Annotated in this window: 17 protein-coding genes; 3 read left to right on the plus strand and 14 right to left on the minus strand. The window is 39.6% G+C overall.

Annotated features, from left to right (window positions below; translation table 11 throughout):
• Positions 1-337: 337 nt before the first annotated feature.
• Complete coding sequence (locus tag ABH966_RS26305) at positions 338-589, plus strand: hypothetical protein (RefSeq protein WP_370083591.1); 252 nt, start codon at positions 338-340, stop codon at positions 587-589.
• Positions 590-688: 99 nt separating this feature from the next.
• On the plus strand, positions 689-814 hold the full coding sequence (locus ABH966_RS26310) for a hypothetical protein (RefSeq protein WP_370083592.1): 126 nt from the start codon (positions 689-691) through the stop codon (positions 812-814).
• A 256-nt stretch (positions 815-1,070) separates the two neighbouring features.
• Here ABH966_RS26310 and ABH966_RS26315 read toward each other — a convergent pair whose 3' ends face one another.
• The 5 genes from ABH966_RS26315 to ABH966_RS26335 form a co-directional block, all read right to left on the minus strand.
• Positions 1,071-1,328 carry an HPr family phosphocarrier protein gene (locus tag ABH966_RS26315; RefSeq protein WP_370083594.1) on the minus strand — a complete coding sequence of 86 codons (258 nt, stop codon included), beginning with the start codon at positions 1,326-1,328 and terminating at the stop codon, positions 1,071-1,073.
• A gap of 245 nt (positions 1,329-1,573) precedes the next feature.
• The gene (whiA, locus tag ABH966_RS26320; RefSeq protein WP_049668978.1) at positions 1,574-2,521 is read right to left on the minus strand and encodes a DNA-binding protein WhiA; all 948 of its coding nucleotides are present in this window, start codon (positions 2,519-2,521) and stop codon (positions 1,574-1,576) included.
• A 65-nt stretch (positions 2,522-2,586) separates the two neighbouring features.
• Positions 2,587-3,570 carry a gluconeogenesis factor YvcK family protein gene (locus ABH966_RS26325; protein ID WP_370083596.1) on the minus strand — a complete coding sequence of 328 codons (984 nt, stop codon included), beginning with the start codon at positions 3,568-3,570 and terminating at the stop codon, positions 2,587-2,589.
• A gap of 4 nt (positions 3,571-3,574) precedes the next feature.
• Positions 3,575-4,468, minus strand: a complete 894-nt coding sequence (rapZ, locus tag ABH966_RS26330; protein WP_370083598.1) for an RNase adapter RapZ — start codon at positions 4,466-4,468, stop codon at positions 3,575-3,577.
• A 9-nt stretch (positions 4,469-4,477) separates the two neighbouring features.
• On the minus strand, positions 4,478-4,945 hold the full coding sequence (locus ABH966_RS26335) for an NUDIX domain-containing protein (RefSeq protein WP_370083600.1): 468 nt from the start codon (positions 4,943-4,945) through the stop codon (positions 4,478-4,480).
• 398 nt (positions 4,946-5,343) lie between these two features.
• Between ABH966_RS26335 and ABH966_RS26340 the strand changes: the two genes are divergently transcribed.
• The gene (locus tag ABH966_RS26340; protein WP_370083602.1) at positions 5,344-5,616 is read left to right on the plus strand and encodes a hypothetical protein; all 273 of its coding nucleotides are present in this window, start codon (positions 5,344-5,346) and stop codon (positions 5,614-5,616) included.
• On the opposite strand, the gene trxB is transcribed toward ABH966_RS26340, so the two are convergent.
• From trxB to ABH966_RS26385, 9 genes are all read right to left on the minus strand, one after another.
• Positions 5,596-6,540: a thioredoxin-disulfide reductase gene (gene trxB / locus ABH966_RS26345; RefSeq protein ID WP_370083604.1), complete on the minus strand. Its 945-nt coding sequence runs from the start codon at positions 6,538-6,540 to the stop codon at positions 5,596-5,598. The genes ABH966_RS26340 and trxB overlap by 21 nt on opposite strands.
• Positions 6,541-6,640: 100 nt before the next feature.
• Positions 6,641-8,164, minus strand: a complete 1,524-nt coding sequence (locus tag ABH966_RS26350; RefSeq protein ID WP_370083606.1) for a tetratricopeptide repeat protein — start codon at positions 8,162-8,164, stop codon at positions 6,641-6,643.
• 90 nt (positions 8,165-8,254) lie between these two features.
• Positions 8,255-8,872, minus strand: coding sequence for a bifunctional phosphoribosyl-AMP cyclohydrolase/phosphoribosyl-ATP diphosphatase HisIE (gene hisIE / locus ABH966_RS26355; protein WP_370083607.1), 618 nt, complete (start codon positions 8,870-8,872; stop codon positions 8,255-8,257).
• Positions 8,869-9,630, minus strand: a complete 762-nt coding sequence (gene hisF, locus ABH966_RS26360) for an imidazole glycerol phosphate synthase subunit HisF (protein WP_370083609.1) — start codon at positions 9,628-9,630, stop codon at positions 8,869-8,871. The genes hisIE and hisF overlap by 4 nt, the downstream gene beginning before the upstream one ends.
• On the minus strand, positions 9,624-10,256 hold the full coding sequence (gene hisH, locus ABH966_RS26365; protein WP_370083611.1) for an imidazole glycerol phosphate synthase subunit HisH: 633 nt from the start codon (positions 10,254-10,256) through the stop codon (positions 9,624-9,626). The genes hisF and hisH overlap by 7 nt, the downstream gene beginning before the upstream one ends.
• A complete protein-coding gene (gene hisB / locus ABH966_RS26370; protein ID WP_370083613.1) occupies positions 10,253-10,852 on the minus strand; it encodes an imidazoleglycerol-phosphate dehydratase HisB in 600 nt (199 codons plus the stop codon). The genes hisH and hisB overlap by 4 nt, the downstream gene beginning before the upstream one ends.
• A gap of 4 nt (positions 10,853-10,856) precedes the next feature.
• Positions 10,857-12,131, minus strand: a complete 1,275-nt coding sequence (gene hisD, locus ABH966_RS26375) for a histidinol dehydrogenase (protein WP_370083615.1) — start codon at positions 12,129-12,131, stop codon at positions 10,857-10,859.
• 53 nt (positions 12,132-12,184) lie between these two features.
• Positions 12,185-12,808: an ATP phosphoribosyltransferase gene (gene hisG / locus ABH966_RS26380; protein WP_370083617.1), complete on the minus strand. Its 624-nt coding sequence runs from the start codon at positions 12,806-12,808 to the stop codon at positions 12,185-12,187.
• Positions 12,801-13,973, minus strand: coding sequence for an ATP phosphoribosyltransferase regulatory subunit (locus ABH966_RS26385; RefSeq protein WP_370083619.1), 1,173 nt, complete (start codon positions 13,971-13,973; stop codon positions 12,801-12,803). The genes hisG and ABH966_RS26385 overlap by 8 nt, the downstream gene beginning before the upstream one ends.
• Positions 13,974-14,427 lie beyond the last annotated feature (454 nt).

The following is a 14,427-nucleotide window of genomic DNA, read 5'->3' on the forward strand; positions in this document are numbered from 1 at the left end:
TCCGTCACTTCGGCCTTTCTTTCCGTCGCTTCGACCATTCTTTCCGTCGTAGCCTTTTCTTTCCGTCGCTCTGACTTTTCCTTCCGTCACTTCGGCCTTTCTTTCCGTCGCTTTGACTCTTCTTTCCATATCAGCCTTTTACTTCCGTCGCTCTGACTTTTCCTTCCGTCGTAGCCTTTTCTTTCCGTCGCTCTGACTTTTCCTTCCGTCACTTCGGCCTTTCTTTCCGTCGCTTCGACCATTCTTTCCGTCGTAGCCTTTTCTTTCCGTCGCTCTGACTTTTCCTTCCGTCACTTCGGACTTTCTTTCCGTCGCTCTGACTTTTCCTTCCGTCGCTTTGGCCTTTCTTTCCGTCGCTTCGACTATTCTTTCCGTCGCTCTGACTTTTCCTTCCGTCACTTCGGCCTTTCTTTCCGTCGCTTTGACTCTTCTTTCCATATCAGCCTTTTACTTCCGTCGCTCTGACTTTTCCTTCCGTCGCTTTGGCCTTTCTTTCCGTCGCTTCGACTATTCTTTCCGTCGCAGCCTTTTCTTTCCGTCGCTCTGGCTTTTCCTTCCGTCGCTTCGACCTTTCTTTCCGTCGCTCTGACTTTTCCTTCCGTCGCTTCGGCCTTTCTTTCCGTCGTAGCCTTTTCTTTCCGTCGTTCTGACTTTTCCTTCCGTCACTTCGGCCTTTCTTTCCGTCGCTTTGACTCTTCTTTCCGTCTCAGCCTTTTACTTCCGTCGCTCTGACTATTCCTTCCGTCGCTTCGGCCTTTCTTTCCGTCGCTTCGACTATTCTTTCCGTCGTAGCCTTTTCTTTCCATCGTTCTGACTTTTCCTTCCGTCACTTCGGCCATTCCTTCCGTCACTTCGGCCATTCCTTCCGTCGCTCTGACTTTTCCTTCCGTCGCTTTGGCTCTTCTACCCATCATTTCTATCAACGACTTTGGCCTTTCTTTCCCTCGTCCCATCCTTACTTCCCATCGCTTTGACTCTATTTTCAGGACCTATTTATTCGGTGCAAAAGCGCAAAAAAACTGTCCAACATGTAAGTTTTACTGTTTGGACAGTTTTTGCATCATAGTTTTTTAATCTTCTTTTTCGATTAGTGCTGCTAATGCTGTAACCGCTTGCTCAGCATCGTTGCCATCGCCACTAAGTACAACCTCTGTTCCTTTTGCAATGGCTAAGCTCATAACACCCATAATGGATTTAGCATTTACTTTTTTCTCGTCTTTTTCCAGAAAGACATCGGCGCTAAAACGATTTGCTTCTTGTACAAATAGTGCTGCTTGTCTAGCTTGTAGTCCTAATTTTAATTTCACATGGACTCTTCTCTCGGTCATTCTTAAAACTCCCCTTTACTACCGTTCATCTATTATTTTTATCTTACCTTACTTACTAGCAAAAGAACAAGACACGAATCAATTATGCCTCCGCATAATTGCCGGCTTTCGGTACGACAGACATTTGTAACTGCCGCTTCGCTTTCGTTACATAAAACACCTGTAGCTCACGCTTCGCTTTCGCTACAGAAAATAATTACTGAAAGAAGTTAAACATCACATTCATACCTGAAAAGTATGAAAATTTAACCACCAATTTTTTCTCCGCTTCTTAATGCATCGGCAATTTCATCTATTTTCCGTAATCGATGATTGACACCGGATTTACTAACCGTTCCACTTGATACCATTTCACCAAGTTCTTTTAGTGTTACATCTTGGTATTCTACGCGTAATCGTGCAATTTCACGCAGTTTTTCTGGCAATTGATCTAGACCAATTGAATTTTCAATAAATCGGATATTCTCTACTTGACGTAATGCTGCGCCTATTGTTTTATTCAAGTTCGCTGTTTCACAGTTAACTATGCGATTAACACTATTTCTCATGTCGCGCAATATGCGAACGTCTTCGAATTTCATCATTGCTTGATGCGCTCCAACAATATTAAGGAAATCAGAAATTTTTTCGGCTTCTTTTAAATAAGTTACAAAGCCTTTTTTTCGTTCAATTGTTTTTGCATTTAGCTCAAATTCATTCATTAAATCCATTAAAGCCTCGCCATGCTCTTTATATAATGAATAAATTTCTAAATGGTAGGCCGATGTTTCTGGATTGTTGACAGAGCCACCAGCTAAAAACGCACCCCGTAAGTATGCTCTTTTTTGACCACTCTTTTTAATGAGCTTCCGAGAAATAGTATGATTAAATTGAAAGTCGTCTGAGATGATTTCTAAATCAATCAGTAGCTCACGGGCACCTTCTCTTACGCGGCAAATGTATACGTTATTTTTTTTCAAACGCATTTTTTTTCTAACAAGTAACTCTACATTATATGGATACAGCTTCTTCATAATCGTATAAAGTCTTCTTGCGATTGCAGCGTTTTCAGTTTGTACGTCTAAGCTTAACTGTTTATTAGCAAAGGATAATGAACCATTCATACGAATTAGGGCAGATACTTCTGCTTTCATACAATGATTGTCCGCTTCTATTTGAGTTAACTCTTTTTTCGTTTCAGAAGCAAAAGACATATCACGCCCTCCTTTCAACTTTTTGTTCTATGTATATGTTCATCTTATCATATACAATAAGCGCTTTATGATTCACTAACTTCTTGTTTATAGATATTTGCGTAATCTACAAGCCATTTCGCAACGTTTGTAGCATTATGACGCACCGTCCCATCTGGGCGAATCGTGGCAATATCTCGTTGAATAACCTCTAATCCCATACTTTCAAGCTTTGCAACGTCAAATGTTACTGGTTCAGCACACTCTTCCTTATAAAGCTCTTTTACAGGATGAGGAAGTTTTACATCATTTACCAATATAGAATCGATGAAGGAGTCTTCCACATGCTTATATATAGCTTTAACATGATCGCCTGCTGTATAGGAAATGGTTTCACCTTTTTGAGTCATTAAATTACAAACGTAAATTTTTCTTCCTTTAGCCTTTACAACAGCATCTCCTATTCCTTTTACAAGGAGGTTTGGAATAATGCTTGTATATAAACTTCCTGGACCAATTAAAATATAGTCAGCACGATGAATTGCTCGAATAGCCTCTGGTAACGGTTTCACGTTTTCTGGCACTAAAAAAACACGACTAACTCGTTTTTTAGCCTTTGGGATTTTAGATTCCCCTTCAATGATTGAACCGTCCTCAAGTTCAGCATGTAAATTTATCTTTTTATTGGCTGCTGGTATGACGCGACCATGAACCTTTAAAACCTTTCCCATTTCACTAATAGCATGGTTAAAGTCCCCAGTAATATCTGTTAAAGCAGTCAGCATTAAATTACCTAATGAATGCCCACGTAAATCTTCCGATGCAGAAAAACGGTATTGAAACATTTGCTCTACAAGCGGCTCAACATCCGATAACGCCGCGATCACATTACGGACATCACCTGGTGGTGGAATATCATAGTCATCTCGTAAGCGTCCCGAAGAACCACCATCATCTGCTACTGTCACAATTGCAGTAATATCAAATGGGTGGTGCTTGAGCCCTCGTAGTAACGTAGAAAGCCCCGTACCACCACCAATTACAACAAGCTTTGTTCGCTTCTTTCCCATTCACTCAATCCTTTCTACGATTGATGTCACGATGTGTAATAACAGTGTTTTCCTTCCCAGCTAAATATGCCCCAAAATACTCTGCTAATGTTACTGAACGATGCTGTCCTCCAGTACATCCAAAGGCAATGACAAGTTGTGATTTGCCCTCTTGTCTATAGAGTGGAATCATAAATTCAAACAAATCCGTTAGTTTCTGAATGAGTGTTTGCGTATCTTCAAGTGCCAGAACATAAGAAGATACCTCAGTTTGTAATCCCGTTTTATGGCGTAACTCTTCTACATAATATGGATTTTTTAAAAAACGGACATCAAATACTAAGTCGGCATCTATCGGCATACCATGTTTAAATCCAAAAGACATGATATTTACCGAGAAAATATTATCAGCATCACTGGCAAATTCTTTAGCGATTTTTTCACGTAGCTCTTTAGGCTTCATATTAGATGTATTATAGACAAATTTAGCGCGACCTTTTACTTCGGATAAAAGTTTACGTTCTTGTTTTATGCCATCTAATGGCAAACCATTTACAGCTAATGGATGTGCACGTCTTGTCTCTTTATAACGTCTAACTAAAGCTGCATCATCTGCATCTAAAAATAAAATTCGTGCAACTATATCGCCTTCTTTAAGAATATGGTCGAGAGCGCCGATAAGAGAATCAAAAAAGTCGCCACCACGCATATCCATGACAGCTGCTATACGTGTAATATTTTTACCAGAATCCCTTAGTAAGGTTAAAAATGTTGTGAGTAGCGCTGGTGGTAAATTATCAATACAGTAATACCCTAAATCCTCAAAGCTTTGAATAGCTACTGTTTTCCCAGCTCCAGACATTCCTGTAATAATAACCAATTCATGTGTACCTTTTGGTCCTTCAACCACCACTGTCATGCAGCTCCTTTATTGTTCGATTGATATTTGTATTTTCTCATGCAGTAATTCAAAATCAGTTGTGTATTCAAATGTACCGTACTGAATGCCTGTTTGTGAGATAGCAAATTGTAAGTTTGTTCGATCACCTTCAGCCATTGGCAAATGTTTCAAATCCTCTACTGGGTGCCATGCAAGTTTGCCTTCTCTAGTTTCTTTAAACGGTACTCCTTCTACATCCTTTGCAACAAATGTATAAAGCATCCATTCGTCCACTACCTCATTATTTTCTTTAATAACCATCGTATAAACACCTTTTAAATGAGCATTTATTGGTGTGACATTTGTTTCTTCTTTAAACTCACGTACTGCAGCCTCATAAATCGATTCACCGCTCTCCATTTTACCGCCAGGAGCTACGAACCAGCCACGTCTCGGCTTCTGAAGTAATAACACTTGACCGTCTTTTACGGCTATTAAATTTGCAATCCTTTGCATAGGCACACCTCTAATCTCTTTTGCATTCTACCTTTTATTATAGCAAGACCAAACAAGGTTTGTCCTCAATTCTAAACTTTACTTCATTTGCAATTTTAACTTCATCGATACTGTTTTTAACCTCTACTCAAACATATGAAACTCCGCCATAAAAATTTCCGTTCATAACAAAAATAGGTTGCTCCACCTAATTTGGCGGAAACAACCTACTCAACAAAATAAAAGGGGGATTGCTAATTACAATTTATATATTACACCTTTTATATGTCATTCAAGTTACAACTATATTAAGACCGTATTAAAATTGTATTTTTTTCCTTAAAATAACGATCTTGGGCTAATCACCGTAACGTGTGGTTGATTTCCGTTCCGACCGAGCGCTTTCCTGGGGGCGTCCGATGAGCCGCTTCGTTGCTGTCGCTTCGCTTTCGCACAGAAAACATCCGCTTCGCTGCAGGGTCTCGGGCCAACACGATGTTGGTCACGAAGGCGTTATCACAGGATGTGATGGTTTTAGCCTTCGTTCCTCTATTGCTAATCCCCGAGGAGTCGCCCAGTCTCCACTCCAATCAACTTATATAAATGACATACATTTCAAAAAAATGTCATCCACAACTCTGGTGATGAAACTGCCTTTAGCAATGATCACTTTAAGCATTAATTTTTTCTAATAATTCTTCCACATAGTGCTGTACTGCTTGTGCTGCGATACTTCCGTCACCTGTCGCTGTAACGATTTGACGAAGTGATTTTTCACGTACATCTCCAGCAGCGAAGATACCTGGTACTGTCGTTTCCATATTATCATTTGTCAAAATATAACCAGCCTCATTTAAAATACCTAGAGACTCAAATGGTTTTGTTAATGGGAGCATACCAATGTATACGAATACGCCATCAGTAGCAAAATTAGATTCAACACCATCTACAGTTGATTGTAATGTTACACTTCCAACTTTACCGTTTGCCTCATTAATTTCTTTGACTGTTGCATTCCAAATGAAATCAATTTTTTCGTTAGCAAAGGCACGATCTTGGAGAATTTTTTGTGCACGTAATTTATCACGACGGTGCACAATTGTTACTTTATCAGCAAAGCGAGTTAAATAAACGCCTTCTTCAACAGCTGAATCTCCGCCACCTACGACAACAAGATTTTTTTGTTTGAAGAATGCACCATCACATACTGCACAATAGCTGACACCGCGGCCACCAAGTTCTTTTTCGCCAGGCACGCCCATTTTTTTATACTCGGCACCTGTAGAAAGAATAATTGCTCGTGTTTTATATTCTTTAGCACCTGAAATTATTGTTTTATATTCCTCACCATCAATAATTTCTGTTACATCGCCATATGCATACTCTGCACCAAATTTCTTAGCATGATCGAACATTTTTGTAGATAGCTCAGGCCCTAAAATTGTATCAAACCCAGGATAGTTTTCTACTTCTTCTGTATTTGCCATTTGTCCGCCAGGGATTCCACGTTCAATCATTAAAGTTGAAAGGTTGGCACGTGATGTATAAACAGCAGCAGTCATTCCAGCTGGACCTGCACCAATTATTACTACATCATAAATTTTTTCTTCTGACATAAATACTTCCCCCTAAACAGATTTTTTACTTTTTTATAATAATGTTAGTATGTTCATCGTATGTGAAAGTAAAAAGTTATTCAACTATGTTGCTCACGGTCTAATTATGAGTGTCTGGTAAAAACATTAAAATTTCTTCAATATACTTCGATAAAGTTGACACTGATACTCCGTATTGCTGAGCGATCTCTTTTTTTGTAACCTTGAGCATTCTGGAAGAACGAAATAAGTAATCATTTGCTCCTGCAATAGCTGCTGGATTTGTAAAACGATAATTGTTCATCAATGCTTGCTCACAAAGCACAAACCACATTTGGAACATTGGTGCAATTATTGTCGTTAGCTTTTCATACTGTTCTAGTAAAATTTCTGGCACACTTACTGCTCGTATAAAGCTAGCCTCTACTTTGTTTTTCATATCAAATTGATGTTCTAGTGCATAAGCGAGGAATAGCTTTTCATACGCATTAAATTGGTCAACATCTATCCATTTTGGATGCGCAATAATTTCCTGTTTATGTGCTGTACAGCTTAGTAAAAACAACCCAAATATCCGTTCACTTGTATATTCGCTCTCTAGCTTTTCCACAATATAATCACGGTCATGTTCTAATGCATCAAGTGAATAATTGTTTTCTTCTTGACGCCAAGGTTCAAAGCCTTCTTTATCGGGATCCAGCTCAAGTAGCTGCTCCCATGTACTCTTTGAAATTTCTTCATGTCCTGAGAAATAAGCGGCATGTGATAACCAAAAGTAAAAGCCAGCATCGCCTACATAGCCTCTTTTCTGCATGCTACGCAACCATTTAAATGCTAAATCATATTGTCCAACGAGCGCTAATGTAGCACCCAGCTTGTAGCGATGTTCCCATAAGTATGGCTGAATTTTCACAAGTATTTCTAAAAGATCCTTTAAATCTTCTTCATTTTTTTCATAGTATGCGATAACCGTTAAATTACATAGTGCATGTAAATTCCCTTTATTTTCGCGTAATACAGTGTTTAGCAGAGCTTTCGCTTGTTCTGCTTCACCCACATAAAAATAGGCAAGGGCTAAGTTGTTATAAGCTGACCAAAAATCTGGTCTGTCTTCAATTAAGTCTTCTAGCATTTTAATAGCTTCAGGGAAATCTCCCTTTTCCATACAACGTCTTGCCTGTTCTTGTCGATATAAGTCTTCAGCAGAACCTTCAAGCTCCTCAAAATCATCCTGCTCAAAATCAACAAACTCTAATATTTCAGCAGCTTCATCTGCATAGGCACCTTCTGGCTCTAATTGTAAATATTGCTCTGCAAAGCGCTTAGCGTCATGTATGATACCGATACATCCTGAAACCTCTGCCATGTAAAAAATAATTTCTGGATTATCTTTATCTATCTGATAGGCACGACGAAGAAGATCATACGCTTCCTCAAAACGTTGACCCTCTAACTCTATTATCGCTAATTGTAATAAAATCATCGGATCATCAGGACTTAAATCAACTGCTCGCTGTAAATATTTATAGGCTTTATTCATTTGTCCGCTATTCATTGCTTGAATTGATTTTTTATAATAATAGTCGCCTGTTGGAATGAACGACACTATATTCGTTTGATTCTCTTTTTGACGTTTCTTTTCCAAAACATTTCCTCCGAAACAAGAAATAAGGAACGTATTATACGTTCCTTTACACAGTAACTTCTATTATAGCATACAATAAGCAATATGCCGTTATTTCTCCTCGTGACGTTTTTCTAACACATGTAACACGTCATAAACGCTTACTTTTTGCTCTTGTAGTAACACTAATAGGTGATAAATTAAATCGGCAGACTCCCACTTCACTTCTTCTGCATCGCGATTTTTTGCACCTATGACAACTTCAGTTGCTTCTTCTCCAACTTTTTTACAAATTTTATCGATACCTTTATCGAATAAATATGTAGTATACGCCCCTTCTGGCATTTCTTGCTCGCGTTTTTCAATGACCTTTACGAGTTTAGAAATAATCTCAACAGATCCTACCTTGTCATTTTGCTGAATAATCTCCGTAAAGCAAGAAGTTGTTCCATTATGGCAAGCCGGTCCAGCAGGAATTACTTCCACAACTAATGCGTCACTATCACAGTCCGCCTTAATAGATATCACTTTTTGCGTATGACCACTCGTTGCCCCTTTGTGCCAGAGTTCTTGACGTGAACGTGAGAAGAACCATGTTTCTCCCGATTCAAGTGTTTTCTCTAGAGATTCTTTATTCATATACGCTACAGTTAGTACTTCTTTTGTATTAGCATCTTGTACAACCGCAGTGACAAGACCTTTTTCATCAAATTTAATGCTGTCAATCATCTTATTGCCACTCCTTTTTCACGTAAGTATTCTTTTACTTGTGCTACGCTCGTTTCTTTGTAATGGAAGATGGATGCGGCAAGTGCTGCATCTGCATCGATATCTTCAGCTAATACTTCGTAAAAATGTTCGGCATTTCCTGCACCGCCGCTTGCAATAACAGGAACTGTCACAGCCTCTCTCACAGCTTTTGTTAAGGCTAAATCAAAACCAGATTTCTCACCGTCCTGATTCATACTCGTTAATAAAATTTCACCTGCACCTAAGCGAACCGCTTCCTTCGCCCATTCAGTTACTCGCCATGTTGTTTTGTTTCGGCCCCCATGCGTATAAACCATCCATGTGGCATCTTCTTCGCTATAGCGGGCATCAATAGCTACAACAATACATTGTGCGCCAAAAAAGTCAGAACCTTCTTTAATGAGCTCTGGTCGCTCTAAAGCAGACGTATTCACTGATACTTTATCGGCACCTGCACGTAAAATACGTTTCATATCATCTAACGTTCGAATTCCACCACCTACTGTGAATGGAATGGCTAATGTAGCTGCAGTTTGCCGTACGACATCCACCATTGTTTCACGTCCTTCATGTGATGCCGAAATATCTAGAAACACAAGCTCATCTGCCCCTTGTTCATCATAAAACTTAGCAAGCTCAACTGGGTCACCCGCATCACGTAATGACACAAACTGTACACCTTTTACAACACGTCCCTCTTTTACATCAAGACATGGAATAATACGCTTTGTTAACATGATGCCACCCCCTTCAACCATTGTTCTAATAAATGCACACCTAGTTCACCTGACTTTTCGGGATGGAACTGCATGCCCGTAATAGAGCCATTTGCCACAATGCCAGGAACCTTAATATCATGATAATCCGCATAAGCGACAAGCTCCGTTTCATCGATATCGGTTGCATAAAATGAGTGCACAAAATAAACATGCTTTGCCGTTACTTCGCCATTTAACCAAGAAGGACGGTTTGTCACTTCGAGCTCATTCCACCCCATATGCGGCACTCGATACTCCTGCCCAGCGTTGTCACCAGTAAATCGTTTAATGCTTCCTTTAAAAAAGCCTAGACCTTTCGTTGGGGCTACCTCTTCACTTTGCTCAAATAATAATTGCATGCCTAAGCAAATTCCAAGAAGTGGTCGATTTTCTGCTTTCACCTTGTGCAAATATTGATCTAAATTCGTTTCAGCTAAACGTTTGATGGCATCTGGAAATGCTCCAACACCAGGAAGCAACAGTGCATCTGTTGTATCTAGCACTTTTTCATTAGCCGTGACAACAACCTCACAGCCTAGTCGTTTTAATGCCTGTTCAACGCTAAATAAATTCCCCATGCCATAATCAATAACACCTATTTTCACGTTAACAGCCCCTTAGTCGATGGTACACCTTTAACACGTGGATCAATTTCCACTGCTGCATCAATGGCACGTGCTAACGCCTTAAAAACAGCTTCAATAATATGATGTGTATTATGGCCATAAGGTACGATGACATGAACATTCATCCGAGCCTCGAGTGCAAACTTCCACAAAAATTCATGTACTAATTCAGTATCGAAGCTACCGACCTTTTCCTTCAACTGTGGCACACGATATTCTAAGTGCGGACGATTTGAGCAATCCACCACGACCTGTGCAAGTGCATCATCCATTGGCACAAATGCTGTGCCGTAACGCTTTATTCCTTTTTTATCACCGAGCGCTTCGCGAATAGCTTGGCCTAATACAATTCCGAGGTCCTCTGTTGTATGATGATCATCTATATATGTATCACCATTGGCTTCTATCGTCCCATCAAAAAGCCCATGTTTGATAAATAGGTCAAGCATGTGATCCATAAAGCCAACACCCGTTTTAATATTTGCCTTCCCTTCACCATCTAAATCGATGGCTACCGAAATTTGTGTTTCGTTTGTCGTACGTTCAACTTTTGCATATCGTTTTTTTCCAGTCATTGTACTACTCCTTTTCCCATCCACGCGATTCGACTGCACGTGCATGGCCTTCTAAGCCTTCCATACGTGCTAGACGTGCAATTTTCGGTGCGTTTTCTGCCCAAGTTTTTTCACTATAAAAGACGACGCTCGATTTTTTCACAAAATCATCGACGTTTAAGCCACTTGCAAAGCGTGCAGTGCTATTCGTTGGAAGCACATGATTTGTCCCTGCGAAGTAATCACCAACTGGTTCAGAGCTATAACGACCGATGAAAATACCCCCTGAATGTCGTACTTGCTCAGCTACAGCCTCAGCATTTTTTGTGACAATTTCTAAATGCTCAGGTGCTAGAGAATTAATGGCCTCTACGGCATCTGCCATCGTTTCAGCCACATAAATGGCACCAAAGTTTTCTATAGATGCACGTGCGACCTCTTCACGCGGTAAAGTCGTTAATTGCTTCTCCACTTCATCAGCTACTTTTATAGCCAATTGCTCAGAAGTCGTCACTAAAATGGCACAAGCCAATTTATCATGCTCAGCCTGTGATAAAAGGTCAGCCGCGATTTCATCAGCAAATGCTGTGTCGTCTGCTATCACTGCAATTTCACTTGGGCCAGCAATCATATCAATCGCTACCTCACCAAAAACCTCACGTTTTGCTAATGCTACAAAAATATTTCCTGGACCCGTTATTTTATCAACCGGAGAAATTGTCTCTGTTCCATATGCAAGAGCCGCAATCGCCTGAGCTCCACCGATTTTATATATTTCTGCTACTCCTAAAATATGCGCTGCAGCTAGTACGCCTGGAGGTAAATTTCCATCGCGACCTGCTGGAGATGTAATTACTATGCGTTTGACACCAGCTACTTGTGCAGGAATAACGTTCATCAAGACCGAAGATGGGTACGCTGCTGTACCACCAGGAACATAAAGACCTACTGCATCAAGCGCAGTAATTCGTTGCCCAAGCCATGAACCATCTTTAAGCTCTAAGCGATAACCTGAGCGCTTTTGCTGTTCGTGATAAAAGCGAATATTTTGAGCTGCTTCTGTTAAATCTGCATAAAGCTGTTGATCAATTGCATTTGCGCCCTCTTCAATTTCTTCCTTCGTTACGCGTAAATGATTAGGGGCAAAGCCATCCCATTTTTCTGTATAAAAACGTATGGCTGCGTCACCTTGTTCACGAACGTCTGCTAATACTTGACGCACAACCTTTAACTGTTCTTCATTTCCACCTTCAAGTGGTCTCTTTAAAGAAATACCTTTTGCTAGCTTTGTTATTTTCATAGGATTAATCTCCTTTAAATCTAGGAATGTGCCTCTTCCAGACAGTAGACATTTTATTTAACGCATTTTTTCAAACGTTTCACAAGATCGATAATACGATCACTCTTCATGCGATAGCTTACGGGATTGGCAATTAATCGTGATGATACGTCGGTAATAAATTCATACTCCACTAAGCCATTTTCTTTCAGCGTCCGGCCTGTTGAAACAATATCGACAATTCGATCTGCTAAGTCAATCATGGGCGCCAATTCAATCGAACCATTTAGCTCAATAATTTCAACCTGCTCTCCAATACCCTTATAATATTTCATTGCAATATTAGGATATTTTGTCGCTATTCTCGGTGCAATTTCATTCATCGTCGTATTAGGTAAGCCCGCTGATGCGATATAACAAGTACTTATTTTTAAATCCAGTAATTCATGAACTTCTCGTTGCTGTTCTAACAAAACATCTTTACCTGCAATACCAATATCCGCTACACCGTGCTCAACATAAACAGGAACATCCATTGGTTTTGCTAATATAAAACGTATTTTCTCTTCCGGAATTTCAAGCATTAATTTACGAGACATTTCGACTTCTTCTGGTAAATTAAAGCCAGCTTCTAAAAGCATCTGATATGCCTCGTCAAAAATGCGTCCCTTCGGCATAGCAATTGTTAATTCATTCACCTTCAACGTCCTCCTGTCCCACCACAACTACTTCTGTAAAGTGTGCTAAAAAAACTGCTTCATCGACAAGGCTAGTCCTTAACTGTAAGGTAACCTGTTTACCGACTGCTCGTAGCGTCTGTACCTTGGCAAGAGCCGCTTCAAATTGTTCTTCCTCAAATAGCACGACTGTAGCTTCTTGTCGTTCATCAGATTGCGCATCAATTGTTTCTAATAGGCGGTCAACACGAATACTAAATCCTGTAGCACCTACTTTTGAGCCAAATACCTCCAGCAATCCGTCATAGCGTCCCCCATTGCCTAATGGAAAACCACTGCCGGTTGCAAACACTTCAAATAACATGCCTGTGTAATAGCTCATGTGACTAGAAAGTGTAAAATCAAAGGCTACATAATCCGCTAAGTTTGCCATTTCAAGTAGCTTATCGAGCTGTTGCATATATTCTAATGCGTCATTTTTCCGCACATATTTTTCAATATCTTGAATTTCTTTTAAATGTATTGCTTCTTCAATAAATTGCAATAATGCATCGGATTTTGTTTTAGGTAAATCAAATGATTCTACCGCTTCTTCAAACCCTACGTAATTGCGTTGCACAAGCAGCGTCCGAAGTATATTTTGTTGTTCAACGCTTTCTGTATAATCTTGTAAAATGCAATTTAATATACCTGCATGACCGATCGTCACTTTAAATTTCGTTAATCCAAATTGCTTTAATAACTCCATTGCTGTAACAATAACCTCAGCATCCGCAAAGACAGAATTGTCTCCAATTAACTCAATCCCCATCTGATCAAATTCTGCTGGGCGTCCACCTTCCGCTTCTTGTGCTCGAAAGACACTAGCAAAATAAGCAAGGCGTAAGGGAATCATCTCTTTTAATAATTTCGATGTTGCTACACGTGCAATCGGTGTTGTCATATCAGGTCGTAGTACTAACGTGTTGCCCTGGCCATCTACTAATTTAAATAATTGCGCATTGGCTATCGCTGATGCTTTGCCGACTGTATCAAAATACTCTACTGCAGGCGTTTTAATAAATTCATAGCCTCTTCTGCATAAAAAATCTCGCCCTGTATTTCTTACAGCCTCTACCTTTTCAAAAATTTGCGGAAATGTATCGCGCATTCCAAGTGGTTTTTCAAACATTTTAATCGACGACAATTTTGACACTTCCTCACGTTTCACTTTAACTCACTAGAGTATTAGAGAATTAGATTATGAAAGAATTCTATCTTATTTCTTCTTGCTAGTCAATGCAACTCTGTTTAAATTATCGAATAATTTCAATACTGATTATTCTGTTAATTATACTCGAAAATAAATAAATTGAAACTTTATTCAGCAGAAGAAGCAAGCTTTTCTCTCCTTAAACTTGTAAACCTTTAGACAAAAAACTATGTGAATCTTTTTGCTCTTTGGCAGGTGGATGTCGATAAAATTCAGAAGTTGGGTGATAAAACGTGAAAGTTAGTCGATAAAACTAAAAAGTTAATGTCATTCTGTTAAAACGTATGTCATGCGAATCAGTTGATTGAGGTGAACTTGACGACATAGAAAGTAAAAGGATTCACACACAGTTTTGAGTAATGAATCCTTTTTTGCCCTTTGGCAGGTG

The organism is Lysinibacillus sp. RC46, assembly GCF_041262385.1.
Classification (GTDB): Bacteria; Bacillota; Bacilli; order Bacillales_A; family Planococcaceae; genus Lysinibacillus.

What these genes read in the sequence shown, in the direction of transcription:
- whiA (WP_049668978.1), bottom strand. Translation starts at nt 2,521, where the DNA reads ATGTCTTTTGCTTCTGAAACGAAAAAAGAGTTAACTCAAATAGAAGCG.
- hisD (WP_370083615.1), bottom strand. Translation starts at nt 12,131, where the DNA reads ATGAAAATAACAAAGCTAGCAAAAGGTATTTCTTTAAAGAGACCACTT.
- rapZ (WP_370083598.1), bottom strand. Translation starts at nt 4,468, where the DNA reads ATGACAGTGGTGGTTGAAGGACCAAAAGGTACACATGAATTGGTTATT.
- ABH966_RS26340 (WP_370083602.1), top strand. Translation starts at nt 5,344, where the DNA reads ATGAGCCGCTTCGTTGCTGTCGCTTCGCTTTCGCACAGAAAACATCCG.
- ABH966_RS26335 (WP_370083600.1), bottom strand. Translation starts at nt 4,945, where the DNA reads ATGCAAAGGATTGCAAATTTAATAGCCGTAAAAGACGGTCAAGTGTTA.
- ABH966_RS26325 (WP_370083596.1), bottom strand. Translation starts at nt 3,570, where the DNA reads ATGGGAAAGAAGCGAACAAAGCTTGTTGTAATTGGTGGTGGTACGGGG.
- hisF (WP_370083609.1), bottom strand. Translation starts at nt 9,630, where the DNA reads ATGTTAACAAAGCGTATTATTCCATGTCTTGATGTAAAAGAGGGACGT.
- ABH966_RS26315 (WP_370083594.1), bottom strand. Translation starts at nt 1,328, where the DNA reads ATGACCGAGAGAAGAGTCCATGTGAAATTAAAATTAGGACTACAAGCT.
- hisB (WP_370083613.1), bottom strand. Translation starts at nt 10,852, where the DNA reads ATGACTGGAAAAAAACGATATGCAAAAGTTGAACGTACGACAAACGAA.
- hisIE (WP_370083607.1), bottom strand. Translation starts at nt 8,872, where the DNA reads ATGATTGACAGCATTAAATTTGATGAAAAAGGTCTTGTCACTGCGGTT.
- trxB (WP_370083604.1), bottom strand. Translation starts at nt 6,540, where the DNA reads ATGTCAGAAGAAAAAATTTATGATGTAGTAATAATTGGTGCAGGTCCA.